This window comes from Geodermatophilus obscurus (assembly GCF_900143215.1).
Classification (GTDB): domain Bacteria; phylum Actinomycetota; class Actinomycetes; order Mycobacteriales; family Geodermatophilaceae; genus Geodermatophilus; species Geodermatophilus obscurus_A.
The window spans coordinates 59,689-79,123 of the sequence record NZ_FRDM01000004.1 but is presented as its reverse complement, the minus strand read 5'-3'; the positions used below and the strand labels follow the sequence as shown (position 1 = coordinate 79,123).

Annotated in this window: 14 protein-coding genes; 7 read left to right on the top strand and 7 right to left on the bottom strand. The window is 75.5% G+C overall.

Going from position 1 to position 19,435, the window contains the following annotated elements:
• Positions 1-13 precede the first annotated feature (13 nt).
• The 5 genes from BUB17_RS05740 to BUB17_RS05720 all read left to right on the top strand — a co-directional run bounded on the left by BUB17_RS05740 (position 14) and on the right by BUB17_RS05720 (position 8,507).
• Entirely contained in the window at positions 14-4,393 is a 4,380-nt protein-coding gene (locus BUB17_RS05740; RefSeq protein WP_072914836.1) for a fibronectin type III domain-containing protein, read from the top strand.
• 35 nt (positions 4,394-4,428) lie between these two features.
• Positions 4,429-4,998, top strand: coding sequence for a DNA-3-methyladenine glycosylase I (locus BUB17_RS05735; RefSeq protein ID WP_280173852.1), 570 nt, complete (start codon positions 4,429-4,431; stop codon positions 4,996-4,998).
• A gap of 310 nt (positions 4,999-5,308) precedes the next feature.
• On the top strand, positions 5,309-5,476 hold the full coding sequence (locus BUB17_RS05730; protein WP_012947303.1) for a DUF3117 domain-containing protein: 168 nt from the start codon (positions 5,309-5,311) through the stop codon (positions 5,474-5,476).
• 89 nt (positions 5,477-5,565) lie between these two features.
• Positions 5,566-7,077: a leucyl aminopeptidase family protein gene (locus BUB17_RS05725; RefSeq protein ID WP_072914829.1), complete on the top strand. Its 1,512-nt coding sequence runs from the start codon at positions 5,566-5,568 to the stop codon at positions 7,075-7,077.
• Positions 7,077-8,507, top strand: coding sequence for a hypothetical protein (locus BUB17_RS05720; RefSeq protein ID WP_072914827.1), 1,431 nt, complete (start codon positions 7,077-7,079; stop codon positions 8,505-8,507). The genes BUB17_RS05725 and BUB17_RS05720 overlap by 1 nt, the downstream gene beginning before the upstream one ends.
• A 250-nt stretch (positions 8,508-8,757) precedes the next feature.
• On the opposite strand, the gene BUB17_RS05715 is transcribed toward BUB17_RS05720, so the two are convergent.
• Positions 8,758-10,260, bottom strand: a complete 1,503-nt coding sequence (locus BUB17_RS05715; protein ID WP_072914823.1) for a phytoene desaturase family protein — start codon at positions 10,258-10,260, stop codon at positions 8,758-8,760.
• A gap of 155 nt (positions 10,261-10,415) precedes the next feature.
• Between BUB17_RS05715 and BUB17_RS05710 the strand changes: the two genes are divergently transcribed.
• Positions 10,416-10,811, top strand: coding sequence for a hypothetical protein (locus BUB17_RS05710; RefSeq protein ID WP_072914820.1), 396 nt, complete (start codon positions 10,416-10,418; stop codon positions 10,809-10,811).
• 85 nt (positions 10,812-10,896) lie between these two features.
• Positions 10,897-11,583: a DUF6766 family protein gene (locus tag BUB17_RS05705; protein ID WP_072914818.1), complete on the top strand. Its 687-nt coding sequence runs from the start codon at positions 10,897-10,899 to the stop codon at positions 11,581-11,583.
• 81 nt (positions 11,584-11,664) lie between these two features.
• Here BUB17_RS05705 and BUB17_RS05700 read toward each other — a convergent pair whose 3' ends face one another.
• From BUB17_RS05700 to BUB17_RS05675, 6 genes are all read right to left on the bottom strand, one after another.
• Entirely contained in the window at positions 11,665-13,341 is a 1,677-nt protein-coding gene (locus BUB17_RS05700; RefSeq protein WP_072914815.1) for a SpoIIE family protein phosphatase, read from the bottom strand.
• Positions 13,342-13,442: 101 nt separating this feature from the next.
• A complete protein-coding gene (locus tag BUB17_RS05695; protein ID WP_141242917.1) occupies positions 13,443-14,546 on the bottom strand; it encodes a spore photoproduct lyase family protein in 1,104 nt (367 codons plus the stop codon).
• A 139-nt stretch (positions 14,547-14,685) separates the two neighbouring features.
• Positions 14,686-15,309 (bottom strand): signal peptidase I, encoded by a 624-nt coding sequence (gene lepB / locus BUB17_RS05690; protein ID WP_208983320.1) that lies wholly within the window; start codon positions 15,307-15,309, stop codon positions 14,686-14,688.
• Positions 15,306-15,965 (bottom strand): hypothetical protein, encoded by a 660-nt coding sequence (locus BUB17_RS05685; RefSeq protein WP_072914809.1) that lies wholly within the window; start codon positions 15,963-15,965, stop codon positions 15,306-15,308. Before BUB17_RS05685 ends, lepB begins: the two co-directional genes overlap by 4 nt.
• Positions 15,962-17,992: a multicopper oxidase domain-containing protein gene (locus BUB17_RS05680; RefSeq protein ID WP_072914807.1), complete on the bottom strand. Its 2,031-nt coding sequence runs from the start codon at positions 17,990-17,992 to the stop codon at positions 15,962-15,964. The genes BUB17_RS05685 and BUB17_RS05680 overlap by 4 nt, the downstream gene beginning before the upstream one ends.
• A gap of 135 nt (positions 17,993-18,127) precedes the next feature.
• Positions 18,128-19,426, bottom strand: a complete 1,299-nt coding sequence (locus tag BUB17_RS05675; RefSeq protein ID WP_072914804.1) for a sensor histidine kinase — start codon at positions 19,424-19,426, stop codon at positions 18,128-18,130.
• Positions 19,427-19,435 lie beyond the last annotated feature (9 nt).

Here is a 19,435-nt window from a genome sequence, read left to right as displayed (position 1 = left end):
AGGAACCTGACAGATGCGGGACGGCGGCGCTGCTCAGCGGGCTGTCCGGCGTCCCCGTGGCGGGCTGCTGCGGCTGTCGGCCGTCGTCCTCGCGGTGCTCACCGTGGCCCTGTGCGGGCAGACGCCGCCCTCGCCGCGGCTGGACACCGTGAGCACCCAGGACCCGGCGCCGCCGGCGAGCGTCGTGGTGACCGGTGCCGACCGGGCCCTGGTCGTCTCCTGGACCGCGTCGACCGAGACCGCCACGAGCGGGTACCAGGTCTTCCTGGACGCAGGGACCGAGCCGCAGGTCACGACGAACGCCACCACCAGGACCGCGACCCTGACCGGGCTGGTGAACGGTCGGCAGTACACGGTCACCGTCCGGACCGTGACGACGCAGGTCGTCCTCTTCGTCCCGCGCACGTACGTGGGCCAGGCCAGCGCCCCCGCTGGCGGCACGCCGCGGGACACCGTCGCACCGGCCGCCCCCACCGGGGTGGGCGCCGCTCGTGGCGACGGCCGGGTCACGCTGTCCTGGACGGCCAACAGCGGTGACTACGACGTGGACGGGTACCGCGTGTTCCGCGACGGCGTGGAGGTCGCGACGACCACCGGCACCACCTTCACCGACACCGCCCTGGTCAACGACCGCACCTACGTCTACACGGTGCAGACGAACGACACCTCGGGGAACTGGTCGGCCTCCTCGGTGCCGTCGGTCAGCGCGACCCCGACCGACCTCACCCCGCCTGCGCCGCCGACCGGCCTCGTCGGCGGCCGGGGGGACGGCCGGGCCGGCCTGTCCTGGGCGGCGGGCCCCGAGCCCGACCTGGCCTCCTACCGGGTGCTGCGCGACGGCGTCGAGGTCGCCACGGTCCCCGGCACGGCGTACCTGGACCCCGGGCTGGTCAACGACCGGACGTACACGTACACGCTGGTCGCCGTCGACGGCCACGGGAACCGGTCGGCGCCCTCGGCCGCGGTCCAGGTCACGCCCACCGACCTCACCCCGCCGGCCGCGCCGACCGGCCTGACCGCCGTCCGCGGCGACGGGCAGGTCACCCTCTCCTGGGCGGCGGGCCCCGAGCCCGACCTGGCCTCCTACCGGGTGCTGCGCGACGGCGTCGAGGTCGCGGTGGTGACCGGTGCGACCACCCACACCGACACCGCGCTGGTCAACGACACCACCTACCGCTACACGCTGGCCGCGGTGGACACCCACGGCAACCGGTCGATCTCGTCGGCCGCCGTCACCGCGACCCCGCACGAGCTCGACCCCCCGGCGCCGCCCACCGGCCTGGCCGCCACCGCCGGCGACCGGCGGGTCGATCTCTCCTGGGCGGCGGGTCCCGAGACCGACCTCGCCTCCTACCGGGTGCTGCGCGACGGCGCCGTCCTCGCCACCGTGACCGACGCGACCGCCTACACCGACACCGCCGTCGTCAACGACACCACCTACGCCTACGCGGTCGTCGCCGTCGACACCCACGACAACGCCTCGGCGCCGTCGGAGACGGTGCGCGCGACGCCGGCCGACCGCGCCGCCCCGGCCCCGCCGCCCGGCTTCACCGCCACCCGCGGCGACGGGCGGGTCGACCTCTCCTGGACGGCGAACGGCGAGCCCGACGTCGCCGGCTACCGGGTGCTGCGCGACGGCGCCGTCCTCACCACGGGAACCGGGACCGCCTACAGCGACACCACCGTCGTCAACGACACGACGTACACCTACGCGCTGGTCGCCGTCGACACCTCCGGCAACGCCTCCGACGCCGCGACGGCGTCGGCCAGGCCGACCGACCTCACCGCACCGGTCGTCCCGACCGGGGTGACCGCGGTCGACGGCGGTGGCCGGGTCAGCCTCTCCTGGACGACGAACACCGAGCCCGACCTCGCCGGCTACGTACTCCTGCGCGACGGCACGGAGGTCGCGAGCGTCCCGGGGACGAGCTACGTCGACCACCTGGCCGACGACGCCGCCCACAGCTACGCGGTTGTCGCCGTCGACACCTCCGGCAACCGGTCGGCCCCCTCCGCCACGGCGGAGGTGCCCGCCGCCGACCGCCTCGCGCCGGCCGCCCCCACCGGGCTGGTCGCCACCGCCGGCGACGGGCGGGTCACCCTCACCTGGACGGCGAACGACGACCCCGACCTGGCCGGCTACGTGGTGCTGCGCGACGGCGCGCGGATCGCGACCGTTCCCGGCACGACGTACACCGACACCGGCGTCGTCAACGACACGACGTACTCCTACGCGCTGGTCGCCGTCGACACCTCCGGCAACGTCTCGGGGCCGTCCGGTGCCGCGGCGGCGGAGCCCACCGACCTCACGCCTCCGGCCGTGCCGGCCGGGTTCACCGCCGTCCGCGGCGACGGGCTCGTCGAGCTGTCCTGGACGGCGAACCCCGAGGCCGACGTGGCCTCCTTCCGGGTGCTGCGCGACGGCGTCGAGGTCGCCACCGTGACCGGCGTGACGTCGTACACCGATGCGGGGCTGGTCAACGACCGCACGTACGGCTACGCGCTGGTGTCGGTGGACACCTCCGGCAACCGCTCCGGCTCCGTGTCGGTGAGCGCCACCCCGACCGACCTCACCGCGCCGGCGGCGCCGGCCGGGTTCACCGCCGTCCGCGGCGACGGGCAGGTCACGCTCTCCTGGACGGCGAGTACCGAGCCCGACCTGGGCGGCTACGTGCTGCTGCGCGACGGCGTGCAGATCGCGACCCCGGCCGGGCCGACGCACCTCGACCCCGGGCTGGTCAACGACCGCAGGTACGCCTACGCGCTGGTCGTGGTGGACACCCACGGCAACCGCTCCGATCCCGCGACCGCGGACGCCACCCCGACCGACCTCACCCCGCCGCCCGCCCCGACCGGCGTGACGGCCACCTCGGGCGACCGGCAGGCGGTGCTGGGCTGGGACGCCGGAGGCGTCGACGTCGCCGAGCACCGGGTGCTGGACGCCGACGGCAGCACCGTCGTCACCGTGCCGGCGCCGGGGACCTCGGGAACGGTGACCGGGCTGGCCAACGACACGACGTACGCGTTCACCGTCGTGGCGGTCGACGCCGGCGGCAACGTCTCGGCGCGATCCGCCGCGGTGTCGGTGACCCCGGTCTACGCCGTCGTCCCGGTCGAGGGGGCGGGGGAGAGCGGCGGCGTGGCCGCGAGCGGCGACGGCCGGTTCGTCGTCGTCGGCACCCGCGCCCGCCTCGAGTCGTCGGACACCAACACCGCCTACGAGCTGTACGTCGTCGACCGCACCGCCGGCACCCGCACGCGGATCGCCCCGCTGCCGGCCACCACCACCGGCGCGGGCGACGCGACCAACACCAGCGTCCCGGCGGTCAGCGACGACGGGCGCTACGTCGTCCTGGCCACGACCGCGGCCCTGGACCCGGGCGACACCAACGGGCTGGCCGACGTCTACCGCTACGACGTCGGCGCCCGCAGCTGGGCGCTGGTGAGCGCACCGCAGCGTGGCACCGCCTCCCCGTCGGTGGCCGGCACCCTGCTGCAGCCCGCGGCGTCGGTCTACACCACCGCCCCGTCGGTGGCGGTGTCCGGCGACGGCGACCTGGTGCTCTTCCACTCGGCGCGGGCGGACCTGGTCCCCGGCGACACCAACAACCGGGTCGACGTCTTCGCCAAGCGGCTCTCCGACGGCACGGTCACCCGGGTCTCCACGACCACCACCGGCGGCGAGCTCAGCGGCCCGGCCATGGGTCCGGCCCTGGCGCTGACCCCGGACGGCCGGTTCGCCGTCTTCGGTGCCGACAGCGCCTCCGGCGTGATCGCCCACCGCAAGACGCTGTCCGGGGCGGGCACAGGGGAGCTCCGGGTGGTCTCGCAGGTGACCACCTCCACCGGCCGGACCCTGCCCTTCGCGGTCCACCGCGACACCGGCGACCTGGCGGTCAGCGACGACGGGCGCTACGTCGCCCTGGTCACCAGCAACCGGGTCACCACGGCCTTCCCGGCGCAGACCTGGCCGACCGGGCTGGCCTACCGGGTGGACACCGGCACCGGGGCCGTCGTGCCCCTGGGCACCGGGCAGACGACGGTGTGGGAGCACCAGGTCGAGCTCGACCCGACCGGCCGCCACGCCTTCTTCTCCACCGCCGCGGCGGTGCTGCCGGCCGACACGAACGGGCACACCGACCACTACCGGCGCGACCTCGACGGGGGCGTCCCCGGGCCGCTGGTGCTGGTCACCGCGGACGCCTCCGGGCGGCCCACCGCCGGCCCTCCCGGCGCGATCACGCCGGCCGAGTACGGGCGGGTGCTGGCGATCACCGGCGACCGGGTGCTGGTGACGACGTCACAGCCGCTGACCGCCGCCGACGTCAACCGGCTGCGCGACGTCTACACCAAGGACTTGCTGACCGGGGCCGTGGGCGTGGGGCTGGGCTGACCCCGCTGTCACCGGCGGTGGCTAGGTTGCCGGGCGTGGACGAGCGCACCCGCTGTGCGGAGCTGGTCAGGTGTGCGTGGGGGGACAGCGCGCCGGAGTACGTGGCCTACCACGACGAGGAGTGGGGGACGCCGCTGCACGGCGACGACGCCCTCTTCGAGCGGCTCACGCTCGAGGCGTTCCAGTCGGGACTGTCCTGGCTCACCATCCTGCGCAAGCGCCCGGCGTTCCGGGCGGCCTTCGCCGGCTTCTCGATCGACGCGGTGGCCGAGTTCGGCCCGGACGACGAGGCGCGGCTGCTCGCCGACGCCGGCATCGTCCGCAACCGCGCCAAGATCGCCGCCGCCATCGGCAACGCCCGCGCCGCGCAGCGGGTCCCCGAGGGGCTCTCGGCGCTGCTGTGGTCCTTCGCGCCGACGACCCCGCGCCCCCGCCCGGCCACCCTCGCCGACGTCCCGGCGACCAGTCCGGAGTCGACCGCGATGGCCCGCGAGCTCAAGCGTCGCGGCTTCGTCTTCGTCGGCCCGACGACCGCCTACGCCCTCATGCAGGCCACCGGGATGGTCGACGACCACGTGGCGACCTGCTTCCGCGCGACCCCGTGAGACGGCCACCCTCCAGGGCCCGCGCCGAGCTCGGTGACGTGCTGGAACGGCCACCCTTCAGGGGCCCGCGCCGAGCGTGGTGAGGTGCTGGAACGGCCCTCCTGCAGGGCCCCGGCCCGAGCTCGGTGAGGTGCTGGAACGGCCACCCTTCAGGGGCCCGCGCCGAGCGTGCGAGGCGTGGGGGGAAGGGTGGTCCTCCTACTCGGGTTGGACCTGCGCCGGGGATACGGGATCATGTGAGCGGAGCGCACAGCATCGACGACGCCGTGCGCAGCCTCCGGGCTGCGCACGGCCGACGAAGGAGGCACGCATGGCGGCCATGAAGCCGCGCACGGGTGAAGGTCCCCTCGAGGTCACCAAGGAAGGGCGCGGCCTGGTCATGCGCGTTCCGCTCGAAGGCGGCGGCCGTCTCGTCGTCGAGCTGTCGCCCGACGAGGCCGCGGCCCTCTCCGAGGCCCTGAAGGGCGCGACCAGCTGAACACCGCCGCGAGCCTGCCCCCGGGCAGCCCCGCGCAGGACGACGCGGCCCCGGTCGCCGGCAGCACGCCGGCGACCGGGGCCGCGCCCTTGCCGCGGGTCGAGGTCCGCACCGAACTCCCGGCGCTCGGCGAGGACGACGTCCTGGCCGTGCCGGTCGGCAGCGGCGCCACCCTGCCCGCGTGGCTGACCGCCGCGGGGGCACCGGTCGACGCCGGTCTGCTCGCCGGCGCGCTGGCCGACACCGGCAACACCGGTCGTCCCGGGAACGTCACGAACCTGCCGGTCCCCGGCCGCCGGCCGCGCAGCGTGGTCGCCGTCGGGATAGGCGACGCGACGCTGCCGGACCTGCGCGGGTACGTGGCCACCGCCGTCCGCCGCGCGCAGACCCTCGCCGAGCACGGTGCGCGCCGGCTGGTGCTGCCGCTGGACGAGCCGGCCGCCCCCGCGGGTGCGGAGGAGGTCCGCGTCGCCGTCGAGGCCGCGCTGCTGGCCGGCTACCGCTTCCGGGAGACCTCGGCGCCCCACCCGCCGCGGCTGCAGACCGTCACGGTGGTCGTCGCCGACGGCACGGACCCGGCGGTCGCGACCGCCGCGCGGGCCGGCGAGGTCACCGGCTCCGCGGTCGCCTGGGCCCGGGACCTGGTCAACACCCCCAGCAACACCAAGGACCCGGCCTGGCTGGCCGACCGGGCCGTCGAGCGGCTGGGCGGGCTGCCGCACGTGACGGTCACCGTGCTCGGCCCCGAGGAGCTGCGGGCCGGCGGCTTCGGTGGCGTGCTCGCCGTGGGCAGCGGTTCGGCCAGCCCGCCCCGGGTGGTCGTGGCGAGCTCCCGCCCCCCGGGCGCCGGCGCCGGGCACGTCGTGCTGGTCGGCAAGGGGATCACCTTCGACACCGGCGGCATCTCGATCAAGCCCAACGCCGGCATGCGCGAGATGAAGACCGACATGGCCGGCGGCGCCGCCGTCCTGGCCGCGCTGGACGCCGCGGCCCGGCTGGAGCTGCCGGTGACGGTCACCGCCGTCGTCCCGGCCGCGGAGAACGCCGTCTCCGGCTCGTCCTACCGCCCGGCCGACGTGGTGCGGCACGTCGGCGGCCGGACGACGGAGGTGCTCAACACCGACGCCGAGGGCCGCATGGTGCTCGCCGACGGGCTGGCGTGGGGGCGGCTGGAGCTGGGCGCCACCGTGCTGGTCGACGTCGCCACGCTGACCGGGGCGATGAAGGTCGCCCTGGGCACCCGGACCGCGGGGCTGTACGCGACCAGCGACGGGCTGGCCGACGCGCTGCGCACCGCCGCCGGGCACGCCGGCGAGCCGGTGTGGCGGATGCCGCTGGCCGAGGAGCACGCCGACCTGCTCGACAGCGCCGTGGCCGATGCGAACAACGCGCCGGGCAACCCGGGTGGCACGACCGCCGCGCTGTTCCTGCGGCCCTTCGCCGGGGACCTGCCGTGGGCGCACCTGGACGTCGCGGGGCCGGCCCGCGCCGGGTCCGACGAGGCCGAGGTGGTCAAGGGCGGCACCGGCTTCGGCGCGCGGATCCTGCTGCGCTGGCTGGAGGCCGGCGCGCCGGTCGACGCGTCGTCGCTGGTCGACTGATGGCGGACCTCGGCGTCGTCTTCCCGGCCGGGCCGGACGGCCGGCGCAGCACCGCTGCCCTCGGCCGGGCGGTCGTCGCCGATGCGCTGCGGCCGGTCGACCCGCCCGGTGCCGGCGCCGCCGAGCGGGAGACGAACTGGCGGGCCGGCTACCTGCCGCACTTCCGCCGGCTGGTGGAGGCCGGGCTCGCCTCGCGGGAGGCGGCGCTGACGATCGCCGATGCGGGCCTGGCCTCGCTGCACCGGCGGATGCGGGTGGCCGCCCCGGACGGCGCGGAGACCGCGCTGGGGGACCTGGTCGCCGCACCGGCCGGCCGCGTCCTCACCACGGCGGAGGTCACCGGCACCGCCGAGCCCGAGCGGGAGCTGTCGCTGCCCTTCCGCGGTGAGCGGCTGCGCGGCGACGCGCTGCTGCGGCGGCTGGACACGTGGGTCGAGTGCGGCAGTGTCGAGCCCTCGGCCGCCGAGGCGGTGCGCACCGTCGCCGCACACCCCGAGTGGCTGGCGCTGCCCGGCAGCACCGTCGTCGTGCTCGGCGCAGGTGCGGAGATGGGGCCGCTGACCGCGCTGCTGCGCTGGGGCGCACGGGTGGCCGGGATCGACCTGCCGCGTCCGCAGCTGTGGGAGCGGGTGCTCGACACCGCCCGCCGCGGCGCCGGCACGCTGCTGTACCCCGACGGCGGTGCGGACCTGGTCACCGAGGTGCCCGCCGTCGCCGACTGGCTGACCGGCCTGCCGGGGCCAGCGGTGCTCGGCAACTACGTCTACGCCGACGGTGCCGCCAACGTGCGGGTGTCGACGGCGGTCGACGCCCTCACCGTGCGGCTGGCCGCGGCCCGGGACGACGTCGCGCTGGCCTTCCTCGCCACGCCGACCGACGTCTTCGCCGTCCCACCGGACGCGGTGGCGCAGTCGGTGCGCGCCTACGCCGGGCGGTCACGTGCGGCGAAGCTGCTGGGCCGGCCGCTGCGGACGCTGTCGGCCGGGCGGCTGCTGCAGCGCGCCTACCTGCCGGGCAGCGACCCCGGCGTCGTCGACAGCCTGGTGGCCCAGCAGGGGCCGAACTACGCGCTGGCCAAGCGGCTGCAGCGGTGGCGGGCGACGGTGGCCCGGGCCGCCGGGACGACGGTGTCGATGAACGTCGCGCCGCCGACCCGCACCCGCTCGGTGCTCAAGAACCGCGCCCTCGCGGCGGCCTACGCAGGCGCGCACCGGTTCGGCGTCGAGGTGTTCGAGCCGGCGACGTCCAACGTGCTCATGGCCGCTCTGCTGGTGCACGACCTGCACACCGGCGGCGGTCCCGCGCACGAGCAGCCGTGGCAGGACGAGGCCTGCGCGGCGGTGCACGGCGGGCTGTGGCGAGCGCCCTACGCCCCCCGCAGCGCGCTGGGCCTGGCCGCCCTGCTCGGCTACGGCGCCGCCCGCAGCTGAGCGCCCGGCGGCTCCGCCCCTGCGGGGTCTTCTCAGCCGGGCGGGTCCTCCCGGCGAACCAGCCGGACGGCGAGCAGCCGGGCCAGGACGACCGTCCCGGCCAGCACGGCGAGGACGTCCACGCCCACCGCGGCGAAGGCGTTGACGCCGACCCGTGTGCAGGCACGGCGGCCCGGGTGGCTGAGTCGACTCGTCCTCGGTGCCGACGTGCCCGCCGTCCCTCGTCGGCCCCGGGGGAGCAGGCCCGTGGTCAGGCGGGACCGACCAGGCCTGCGACGATCTCCGCCGAGAGTGCGACCAGGGGCAGGCCGCCTCCGGGGTGCGACGAGCCACCGACCAGGAACAGCCCCGGCACGGGCGAGGCGTTGCCGGGACGCAGGAAGGCCGCGCGGGCGCCGTTGCTCGACGTCCCGTAGATCGAGCCGCCGACGCTGCGGGTGTCGCGCTCGAGGTCGGCCGGCGTCCGGACGACGCACCAGCGCACCCGGTCGCGGACGTCGAGGCCGCGGCGGGCCAGGACGTCGAGCACCTGCTGCGCGTACCGGTCCGCCAGGCCCGGCGCGGTCCAGTCCACACCGCCCGCCGGGTCGTGCCGCGGCGCGTTGACCAGCACGAACCACGACTCGCTGTCGTCGTCCGGACGGGTCGCCGGGTCGTCGGGCGCGCTGACGTACACGGTGGGGTCGGCGACCGGCCGCGGGGCGCCGCGGTGCCGGCCGACGCCGAAGACGGCGTCGAACTCCGCGTCGTAGTCGTCGGGGAAGAGGACGGTGTGGTGCGCCAGCCCCGGCGTCCGCCCGCGCAGCGCCAGCAGCAGCACGAACCCCGAGAGGGACGGCGTGCTCCGGGCCAGGTCGCGGCGCACCCGCCGGGTCGGGCGGGAGGCGGGGAGCAGGTCGGCGTACAGCGCCGCGGCGTCGGCGCCGGAGACCACGACGTCGGCCCGCAGCACCTCCCCGCCGGCCAGCCGCACACCCGCGGCCCGGCCACCCTCCACCAGCACCTGCTCCACGGCGGTCCCGGTGCGCACGACGGCACCGCGCTCGACCGCCCGCTGCGCCACCGCCTCGGCCAGCCGGCGCAGCCCGCCGCGCACGTACCAGGAGCCGAAGGCCTGCTCGACGTGGGGCACGGTCGCCAGCACCGCCGGGGCGCGCCGCGGGTCGGACCCGGAGTAGGTGGCGTAGCGGTCGAGCAGCGTGCGCAGCCGCGGGTCGCGCAGGTACGCCGTCCCCAGGCCGCGCAGCGTGCGCCACGGCGCGACCGTCGCGACGTCGGAGCCGCTGCCCGCCAGCCGGGCCAGCGTGGCCGCCCCGGCCAGCGGGGACCGCAGGAACGGCTGCTCGGTGATCCGCCACATCGCTTCGGCCCGGGCCATCAGCGCCGACCACTGCGCGCCGCTGCCCGCCCCCAGCGCGACGTCCAGCGCGGCGGGGACCGCAGCGGCGTCGCCCGGCACCGACAGCCGCGTCCCGTCGGCGAAGCGGTAGGCGACGGCGGGGTCCAGGCGCACCAGGTCGACGGCGTCCTCCAGCGGCCCGCCGGTGGCCGCGAACAGGTCGCGGTAGAGCCGGGGCAGGGTCACCAGGCTCGGCCCGGTGTCGAAGCCGTGCCCGTCGCGGGCGTACCAGCCGAGCTTGCCGCCGACCTGCGGTGCCTGCTCCAGCACGGTCACCGCGTGGCCGAGGGCGGCCAGCCGGGCCGCGGCCGCCAGGGCACCGAGGCCGGCTCCCACCACCGCCACCCGAGCCACGTCGTCACGGTACGGCGGGTCAGCCGCCGACCTCGGGGGCAACCCGCCGTTCCCCCAGCCGCGTGACAGCGGTTTGCCGCGCGAGCGGGCCGGGGTAGGCGGTCGCCGTCCCGGTCAGCACCACCGGACGCGGAGGGGGAGGACGGAGGACGCGCGTGAGCACCCCGACGACGCTCAGGCTCGCCGCAGCGGTCCTTGCGACAGCAGCACTGAGCGGTTGCGCCGGTTCGCAGGAGGACGACGTCGGGCGGGTGGCCGGCGCCTTCGAGGACCCGGCCGCGGCGCCGGCGGACCGGTGCGCGCTGCTGGCGCCCTCGACGCTGGAGACCCTCGAGTCCGACGAGTCGGCACCGTGCGTCGACGTCATCGGGCAGGTCCCGTTGCCCGGCGGCGCGGTCGCGGCCGTGGAGGTCTGGGGCGGCGACGCGCAGGTCCGGCTCGGCGGCGACACGGTGTTCCTGACCGAGACGCCGACCGGCTGGCGGGTGACCGCGGCGGCCTGCGAGCCGCGCGGCGAGCTGCCCTACGACTGTCAGGTGGAGGGGCCGTGAACGGCGTCCGCGGGGTCTTCGTCGGGTTCCTGGTGGTGATCCTGGTCGGGATCGTCTACGTGACCGCGCTGGGGCTGATGGGCCGATGACCGCACCCCGCTACGGCTCCATCCGCGCCAACGCGCTGAGCCTGGCGTTCGGTGGGCTCTTCCTCGTCACCCTCGTCGGCCAGGCGATCGCCGGGACGGCCGACCACAACGCACGGCAGGTGGCCAACGGCCTGCCCACCGTGTCCCTCCTCGACTACGTCACCTCGTCGTCCTTCGGCGTCGACGTCATGGAGAACTGGCAGTCGGAGTACCTGCAGTTCTTCCTCTACGTCTTCGCCACGGTGTGGCTGGTCCAGCGCGGCTCGTCGGAGTCCAAGGAGCCCGGGAAGGAGGGCACGGAGTCCGACCGCGAGCAGCAGGTCGGGCCGCACGCCGACGGGGAGTCGCCGACGTGGGCGCGCACCGGTGGGTGGCGGACGGCGCTGTTCTCCCGCTCGCTCGGCCTGCTCATGGGCGTGCTGTTCCTGCTGACCTGGGCCGCCTCCTCGGTCGCCGGCTGGGCCGCCTACAACTCCGAGCAGCTGGGCCAGCGGCAGGACCCGGTCAGCTGGGTCGGTTACCTCGGCGAGGCCGACTTCTGGAACCGGTCCTTCCAGAACTGGCAGTCGGAGATGCTGGCCGTCGGTTCCATGGCGATCTTCGCCGTCTACCTGCGTCAGCGGGGCTCACCGGAGTCCAAGCCGGTGGGCGCCGCGCACGCCGACACCGGCCAGACGGGGTGAAGGACCCGTGCTGCCCCCGCGAGATCTGCACACTGGTGGTCATCAGCGGCCTGACGGCAGCGATTGTGCAGATCTCGCCACTCAGTGCGGGACGGCGAGGGCGAGGACGGCGAGGTCGTCGGCCTCGTAGCGGGAGTGGCGCAGCCGCTCCTCCACCGCCGCGGTGACCGCCTCGACGGTCGCCTCCGCACCCGGAGGAGTTGTGCGGAGCACCCGGAGCAGTCCCTCGTCGCCGAACTGCCCCCCGGTGTCGTCGCGGGCTTCGGTGACCCCGTCGGTGTAGAGCACCAGCGTCGTCCCCGGCGGCAGCTCGACCTCCACCACCGGGACGTCGAGGTCGGGGGTGATGCCCAGCGGGCGGCCGGGGACCCCGACCTCCCGCGGGCCGTCCGGACACGCGAGCACCGGCAGCGGGTGCCCGGCCACGCCGACCGTCGCGCGCACGCCATCCAGGCCGGGGGAGAGCACCAGGCAGCACGCGGTGACGAAACGCAGCGGGCCGTCGGTCCGGGCGCGCAGCAACGCCGCGTTCACCGCGCGCAGCACCTCGGCCGGGCCGGCGCTCGTCTCGGCCGCCGGGCTGGCCGCGGCCCGGGCGGTGTGCCGGGTCAGCGCGGTGACCGCCGCGGCCTCGGCGCCGGTGCCGCAGACGTCGGCGATGAGCACCATCCAGCGGCCGTCGGGCAGCGGCATGACGTCGTAGGTGTCCCCGCCGACCAGCCCGGCGCCACCGCCCGGCCGGTAGCGCGCGGCCAGCTCGACGCCGCGGATGGCCGGCAGGTGCGACGGCAGCAGGCTGCGCTGCAGTGTGTCGGCCAGCTGCCGGACCTCGGACTCGGCGCGCAGCCGGCCGAGGAACTGGCCGATCTGGCGGCCGGCGTGGGCCAGCACGTCGAGCAGCTCGGCGGGCACCGGCCGCAGCTCGCGGGCGAACAGCTCGCACACCCCGAGCAGCTCGTCACCGCGCACCACCGGGAAGGCGACGCCGGTGTGCAGCCCGTCGGCCCGCGCCGCGTCGAGCCGCGTGAGGCGGGGCTGGGCCCACAGGTCCTCGACGACGACGGCCTCGCGCCGGGACCAGACCAGCCCCGGCAGCACCTCGCCGCGGCCGATGCGATGGGCGTGGGAGGCCGCGTGCAGCGCCGGTGCCGCCGAGCCGGGAGCGGTCCAGGTCCCGACGTGGCGCAGCGACCGGCTGGCGCCGTCGGGCTCCCAGAGGGTGGCGGCGTCCCAGTCCAGCTCGGTGCACAGCGTCGGCAGCAGGTCGCGGAAGGCGACGTCGGCGTCGGGTGCCTCGGTGAGCGCGGCGGTGACCCGCAGCGTCGCCGCCAGGTAGCGGCTCACCATCAGCTGACGCTCGAGCAGGATCGTGGTGCTGGCGTCGCGCAGGACCGCGACCACCCCCGCCTGCTCCGGCCCAGCGCCCTCGGGCGGCGGCACCATCGCCAGCGTGACGTCGACGGTGACCTCGTGGCCGTCGGCGTGCAGCGCCGGCAGCTGGGTGGTGCGCCCGGCCAGCTCGCCCTGTCCGGTGGCCAGGAAGCGGGTGTAGTCGGTGCCGTGGCCGCGGCGGAAGCGCTCGGGCATGAGCACCTCGAGCGGCCGGCCCAGGACGGCGCTGGGCTCGTAGCCCAGCAGCACCCGCACGTGCGGGTTGACGTAGGTGATCCGGCCCGCGGCGTCGGCGACGACCACGGTGTCCGGCAGCGCGGTCAGCAGGGACGGCGCCGTCACCGCGGCCTCGTGGTCGAGCGCCATCCCCTCACCTCCAACCCGGGGTTGCCTCCCAGGGTCGCACACGCAGGGTCAGTGACCCAGCACGCAGCGTCGACACGTCGACACGGACCGGGGTGGTTGTGCTAGAAGGCGTAGCGGATGCGCAGCCACGGCGCGTGCGCCGCGACGAGCTCCTGCACCCGGGTCACACCGGCGCGCTTCACATCGTTGCGGTAGCGCACGTTCCAGCTGCCGTTCTGGCTGCGCTTGGGCTGCTGCAGGTCCGGCCGCCAGAGCAGCTCCTCCGCCTTGGGGTGCCAGCCGAGGTTGACCTGGTGCAGGTCCCGGTTGTGGGTGAGCAGGATCACCTCGGCGGCGGCCTGCGCCTTGGCCGCGGGGGAGAGCTCGTCGTCCAGCCGGCGCAGCAGCTGCGCCCAGTCGGCCTCCCAGCCCTCGCGCAGCACGACGGGGGAGAGGTTGAGGTGCACCTCGTAACCGGCCTCGACGAAGTCGTCGACCGCGGCGATCCGCTCGGCGACCCGGCTGGTGCGGAGGTCGAGCAGCTTGGCGTCGTCCTCGGGCATCACCGAGAAGCGGATGCGGGTGCGGCCGCGCGGATCGAGCTCGAGCAGCTGCCGGTTGACGTACTTGGTGGCGAAGGAGGCCTTCGCCGTCGGCAGCTCGGCGAAGGTCGCGACCAGGTCGGCGACGTTGTCGCTGACCAGCGCGTCGACCGAGCAGTCGCTGTTCTCGCCGAGGTCGTAGACCCAGGCCTCCGGGTCGCACTGGTCGGGCTCGGTCTTGGGACCCTGCCGCGCCGCGTGCCGGCGCAGGTAGCCGGTGATCTGCTCGATGTTGGTGAAGACGGTGATCGGGTTGGCGTAGCCCTTCTGCCGCGGCACGTAGCAGTAGGCGCAGGCCATGGCGCAGCCGTTGGCCGTCGAGGGCGCGATCCAGTTCGCCGAGCGGCCGTTGGGCCGGGCGGTCAGCGACTTCTTGACGCCGAGCACCAGCGTCTCGGACTTGACGCGCACCCAGCGCTCGATGTTGCCCTCGTTGCCGTGCAGCTCGGGGATCCCCCAGTGCGAGGGGACCTCGACCACCTCGGCGCCGGGGAAGCGGGCCAGCACCTGCTGGCCGCGGGGTGCGGCCAGGGCGGCGGGCTCGGCGTAGACCTGGCGCACCTGCAGCAGGCGGGAGAGGTCGTCGGCGGGGTGGGCGGGGGACGATGCGGCGGGGCGGGACACGGGGGACGACGCGGTGGGGTGGGCGGGGGACGACGCGGTGGGGTGGGCGGGGGACGACGGAGCGGCAGGACTTCCCACGACGGGTGCAGCGCCCCGCCTCACCGGGCTGTTCCCGCTGGTCGGCGCGTCGCGGCGGGTCTCAGCAGCCGGCGGACGGCGATGGCAGCGCCCCGGGGTGGGGCCACAGCCGGGCGGTCGCGGTGCCGACGAGCGAGGAGGTCGGCACCGGGCCGAAGGAGCGGGAGTCGACCGACCCGTCGCGGGAGTCGCTCAGCAGGAACAGCTCGCCCTCGGGGACGGTCACTGGCCCGAACCAGACGCCGTCCAGCCGGGCCGGGTCGATCGCCGGCTCGCACACCGGCGTCCCGTCGACCACCAGGACGCCGTCCTCGATCGCCACCACGTCCCCGCCCACCCCGACGGCCCGCTTGACCAGCAGGCCGTCGTCGAGCGGGGAGGTCACGGCGACGACGTCGCCGCGCTGCACCGGCCCCTGCCCGTGCCGCACGAGCAGCAGGTCACCGGAGGCGGTGGTCGGCGTCATGCTGTCGGAGTCGACCCGCATGGGCTGCACCGGCAGCAGGCCGACCATGGCCGCGACCAGCAGCAGCGCCGCCCCGGCGGCAGCCCACAGGGCGGCGCCGCGCAGCCGCTGCCAGGGCCGCCCGCCGGCGCGCGGGGCGCGGTGCCGGGGGGAGCCGCCGCGGTCCCTGGTGCGGGGGTCACCGGGGACCGCGGCGGCGGTTCGGGAGGCGGTCCTCACCCGAGGACGCCGGTGAGCCACAGCGCCCACGCGGACCCGCCCAGGACCAGCAGCGCGTTGAGCGCCCGTCCCCGCCAGGACGCCGGCAGCAGGGCGGCCAGCGCGGCCACGGTGAGCAGCTCGGCGGCGACCACGGCGGTGCCGACCGCCTCGGGCCCGTGCCCACCGGTGGATCCGGGGAGCCCGTCCATCGCCACCGGCCCGGAGGCGCCCAGCGGCATGCCCTGGGCGAACTCCACGCCGGTCACCGGGTCGACCGCCACGGTCTCCCGGCCGGGGACGTCGTGCAGGTGCCCCGCGGCCGCGGCGTCGTGGACCGCGAAGGAGTCGAGCAGCCCGGTGCCGTGCGCGACGACGTAGAGGGTCAGCAGGCCGACGGTGCCGAGCATCGCCGTGGCCACCAGCAGCCGGCCGGCGCGGGTGCCGGCCCAGGCGCCGAGCACCAGCGAGGCGGCCAGGCCCGCCTGGGCCAGCGCGGTGAGCAGGAAGAAGCCGACCGCGAGCGAGCCCGCGGACAGGTGGTCGACGGCGGCCGCCACGTGCAGCCCGCCGGCCGTGGCCAGGCCCAGTGCCGCGGCCAGCTGCCACGAGGCGGTGTGGCGGCGGGACCGCACCGCCACCCGGGGAGCTGCGGGGGCCGCGGCGACGGCGGTCATCGCGTCCGCCGGCGGGTCGGCGTGGCCGTCGCCGGGGCCGGGGCCGGGGTCGGGGTCGGGGTGGCGCCGCGGCGGACGGGAGCCGACGTGGTGGGCGCTGCCGGCGGGGTGGACGTCGTCGGTGCCGCCGGGGCCGGTGCCGGGGCCGGTGCCGGTGTCGTCGTCGTGGGCGTGCCGACCTGCGTCGTCCCGCCGGCCGGGTCGGTGCCGGTCGCCGGGGCCGGCGGCGGCGTCTCGGCCGCCTCCTCTGCCGCTTCCTCGGCCGCCTCCGCCTGCTCCTTCACCGCCTTCTCGTACGCCTTGAGCACCTCGTCCGGATCGGCCGACTCGAAGTCGTCGGGCGTGCCGCGGGTCGGCGGGCAGGTGTTGATCGAGTCGCAGTCGATGTCGTGGTGACCCACCTGGTACTGGGTCATCATGTCGTGGTCCTCGTGCGAGAGGTTGTGGCAGTGGATCATGTACCGCCCCTCCTCGTGCTCGAAGTGCAGGAGGAGGCGGACGGTCTCGCCCTCGCCGACGTAGACGACGTCCTTGGGGCCCAGTTCCTCCGGCCGCGGCGGGCGGCCGTTGCGGCTGAGGACCTGGAAGTCGACCAGGTGCACGTGCAACGGGTGGAACCAGCCGCCGGAGGAGTTCTCGACCTCCCAGATCTCGGTGCTGCGCGGCTCGACCGTGGCGAAGACGTGCTCGTACTTCGTCCGCACGACGTCGTCCCAGGTCTCCCCGTTGATGACCCACAGGCCGTTGCTGCGCTCCAGCCGCATCCGGCGGGTGGCCTTCGACTCGGCCGGGCTCAACGCCATGACCGGGTGCGGGGCGCCGAGCGTGCTCGGCACGGTGTTGCCGTCGGTGCTCGTGACGGTCGTGCCGACCTCGAACTGCATCACCTTGCCGGTGTGGTCGTAGTCCCGGGCGTTCTTGACGCCGCCGTTGAGCAGCTGGACCTTCGTGCCCTTCAGGTCGGCGAAGTCGAGAACGATCTCGTAGCGCTCGGCCATGCCGATCGTCAGCGTGGTGACCGTCTGCGGCTCGTGCATGAACCCGCCGTCGGTGGCGATGACCTGGAACGGCTTGCCGTTGCTCAGCTTGAGCGTGTACCCGCGGGCCAGTGAGCCGTTGAGCACCCGGAAGCGGTACTTGCGCGGCTCCACCTTCATCGTCGGCCACGGCACCCCGTTGACCAGGATGACGTCCCCGTAGAGGCCGGACTCCCCGTCGTCGTCCCACATCAGCTGGCCGTTCCGGGCGAACATGACGTCGCTGATGATCAGCGGGAACTCGTACTGCGGCCGGCCCAGCCGGGCCTTCTCCCGGTCGTACCGGGGGATGCCGAGGTCGCGCTCGAGTCGCTCGTCGACCAGGTGGTACTGGGCGGCCAGGCCCATGTACACGTTCTGGGCGGTGTGGTGCACGCCGTGGTCGTGGTACCAGAGCGTCCGCGGCGCGCAGTTGTTCGGGTACATGTAGTTCTTCCACTCACCCGGGTCGGTGAGGTCGCCGGCGTAGCCGTCGAACTGCGGCTTGGACGGCGAGCCGTGCAGGTGGGTGGAGGTCCACGGGACGTAGCCCATGGTCGGGTGCTTGGCCGGCAGGTTGTTGATCTGCTGCATGACGACCCGGCGGCTCTGGCCGGTGTTCACGTAGCTGTCCTGGTAGACGCGGATGGTGGGCCCCGGGACCAGCCCGTTGTAGCCCCACATCGTGGTCTTGATGCCCTTGATGAACTCGACCTGGGTCGGCTTCTGCTCGATCTTGTAGTAGTCGGTCCCGGTGTAGGCGGCGCCGACGACCGGGGCGCCGGTGCCCGGGACGGCGCCGTAGCTGTTGCCCGGCTTGTCGTCGGAGCGGTACGGCGCCAGCACCGGCGGCGCCGTGAAGGCGGCGACGTAGGGCCGCGGCATCTTCTTCGCGTCCAGCTCCGAGGCGGTCCGCGCCGACAGGACGGCCTGGTACGGCAGCGCCATGGCCGCGGTCCCGGCCAGCGACACCTTGAGCACGTCGCGGCGGTTCAGGCTCGGCGTGTCCATGGGGGGTGCTCCTCACTTACCGCTTGTGATCGGTGGAGGAACACTCCCGCGTCCGCCCCCCTCGTCACAGCCGGAACGAGGGGGGCGGAGGGGTCCCGTATTTGGGGGGTCCGTGCAGGTCAGCCGCTCGTGGCGTCACTGTCCGTGGTGCAGTGGCAGCACAGCGGTCAGCAGCGCGCCACCGCCGAGCCGATCACCCAGGGTGACCGTCCCGCCGAGGTCGACCACCCGGTCGCGGAGCAGGGACAGCCCCAGGTGGCCCTCGGCGCGCTTGTCGGTGGACGCCGGGAAGCCGATGCCGTCGTCGGCGACCTCGAGGCGCACCGCGGGGGTGCCGCACAGGGCGGTCTCCTCCAGGGTGATCCAGGTGTGCTTGGCCTGCGCGTGGTGGGCGACGTTGGCCAGCGCCTCCTTGGCGGTGCGGTAGAGCGCCGCGGTCACGTCCGGGGGCGTCTCCGGCAGGGGGGCGGCGTCGATGAGCACCTCGATGCCGGCGGCGCGCAGCGGCTCGGCGCTGTCGGAGATCGCCACCCCCAGGCCCGGCCCGCTGAGGTCGGGCGGGTAGATGTCGACCATCAGCCGGCGCAGCGACTGGACGGCGTGCCGGATGGCTCCCACCAGCTTGTCGACGGTGGGCTGTCGCTCCTCGGGCACGCTGTTGCGCAGGGCCGAGAGGGCGTAGCTGACCCCGGCGAGGTCCTGCACGGGCCCGTCGTGCACGTCGGCGGCGATCGCCCGCCGCTCCCGGTCCGAGGCCTCGACGTTGCGCTGCACCAGCGCGGTCCGCTCGGCCTCCTGGCGCCGCACCCGGCGGGCCAGGGACGTCGCGATGGGGACCTGGACCAGCTGCAGGACGACCAGTGCCCCGATGGCCATCGGGATGATCTGGCCGCGCAGTCGCGCCGCCTGGCGGGCGATGCCGTCGTAGGCGAAGTAGGCCTCGAAGGCCAGCTGCTCGCCGGGCCCGGCCAGGGGTGTGTAGACCTCCAGCAGCGTCTGCGGCTCGCCCTGGGGTGTGGTCTCCGGTCGCTCGTCGACCTCGGCGACGGTGGCACCGCCGATCGCGGCCAGCACCCCGTCGGAGGGGCCGAGGTCCCGGCCGACGAGCTCGGGCTCGGTGGCCCAGAGGACCTCCCCGGTCGCCCGCCAGACGACCATGCGGACGACCGACCCGTCGCTCATCCGGTTCTCGGCGGCCCCGTTGAGCTCGTCGAACCGCCCCGGCGCGTCGGTCGGTGCCTCGGCCAGCGCCGGCTCGATCAGGAACTGCGCCAGCCGCTGCGCGGTGCGCTCGGCCTCCTCCAGCGCGTTCGCCCGTGCGATGCGCTCGCTCAGCCAGACCGTGCCCGCGGAGACGGCGAGCAGGACCAGCAGCGCGGTGGCGCAGAAGGCGGCCAGCTCACGGCCCCAGGCGGTGCGACGACGGGCGGGCACGGGTCCCGC

Bases quoted from the DNA above. Each gene is read 5' to 3' on its own strand.
- BUB17_RS05685 (WP_072914809.1), bottom strand. From the start codon at position 15,965: ATGACCGCCGTCGCCGCGGCCCCCGCAGCTCCCCGGGTGGCGGTGCGG.
- BUB17_RS05720 (WP_072914827.1), top strand. From the start codon at position 7,077: ATGGCGGACCTCGGCGTCGTCTTCCCGGCCGGGCCGGACGGCCGGCGC.
- BUB17_RS05705 (WP_072914818.1), top strand. From the start codon at position 10,897: ATGACCGCACCCCGCTACGGCTCCATCCGCGCCAACGCGCTGAGCCTG.
- BUB17_RS05730 (WP_012947303.1), top strand. From the start codon at position 5,309: ATGGCGGCCATGAAGCCGCGCACGGGTGAAGGTCCCCTCGAGGTCACC.
- BUB17_RS05740 (WP_072914836.1), top strand. From the start codon at position 14: ATGCGGGACGGCGGCGCTGCTCAGCGGGCTGTCCGGCGTCCCCGTGGC.
- BUB17_RS05680 (WP_072914807.1), bottom strand. From the start codon at position 17,992: ATGGACACGCCGAGCCTGAACCGCCGCGACGTGCTCAAGGTGTCGCTG.
- BUB17_RS05700 (WP_072914815.1), bottom strand. From the start codon at position 13,341: ATGGCGCTCGACCACGAGGCCGCGGTGACGGCGCCGTCCCTGCTGACC.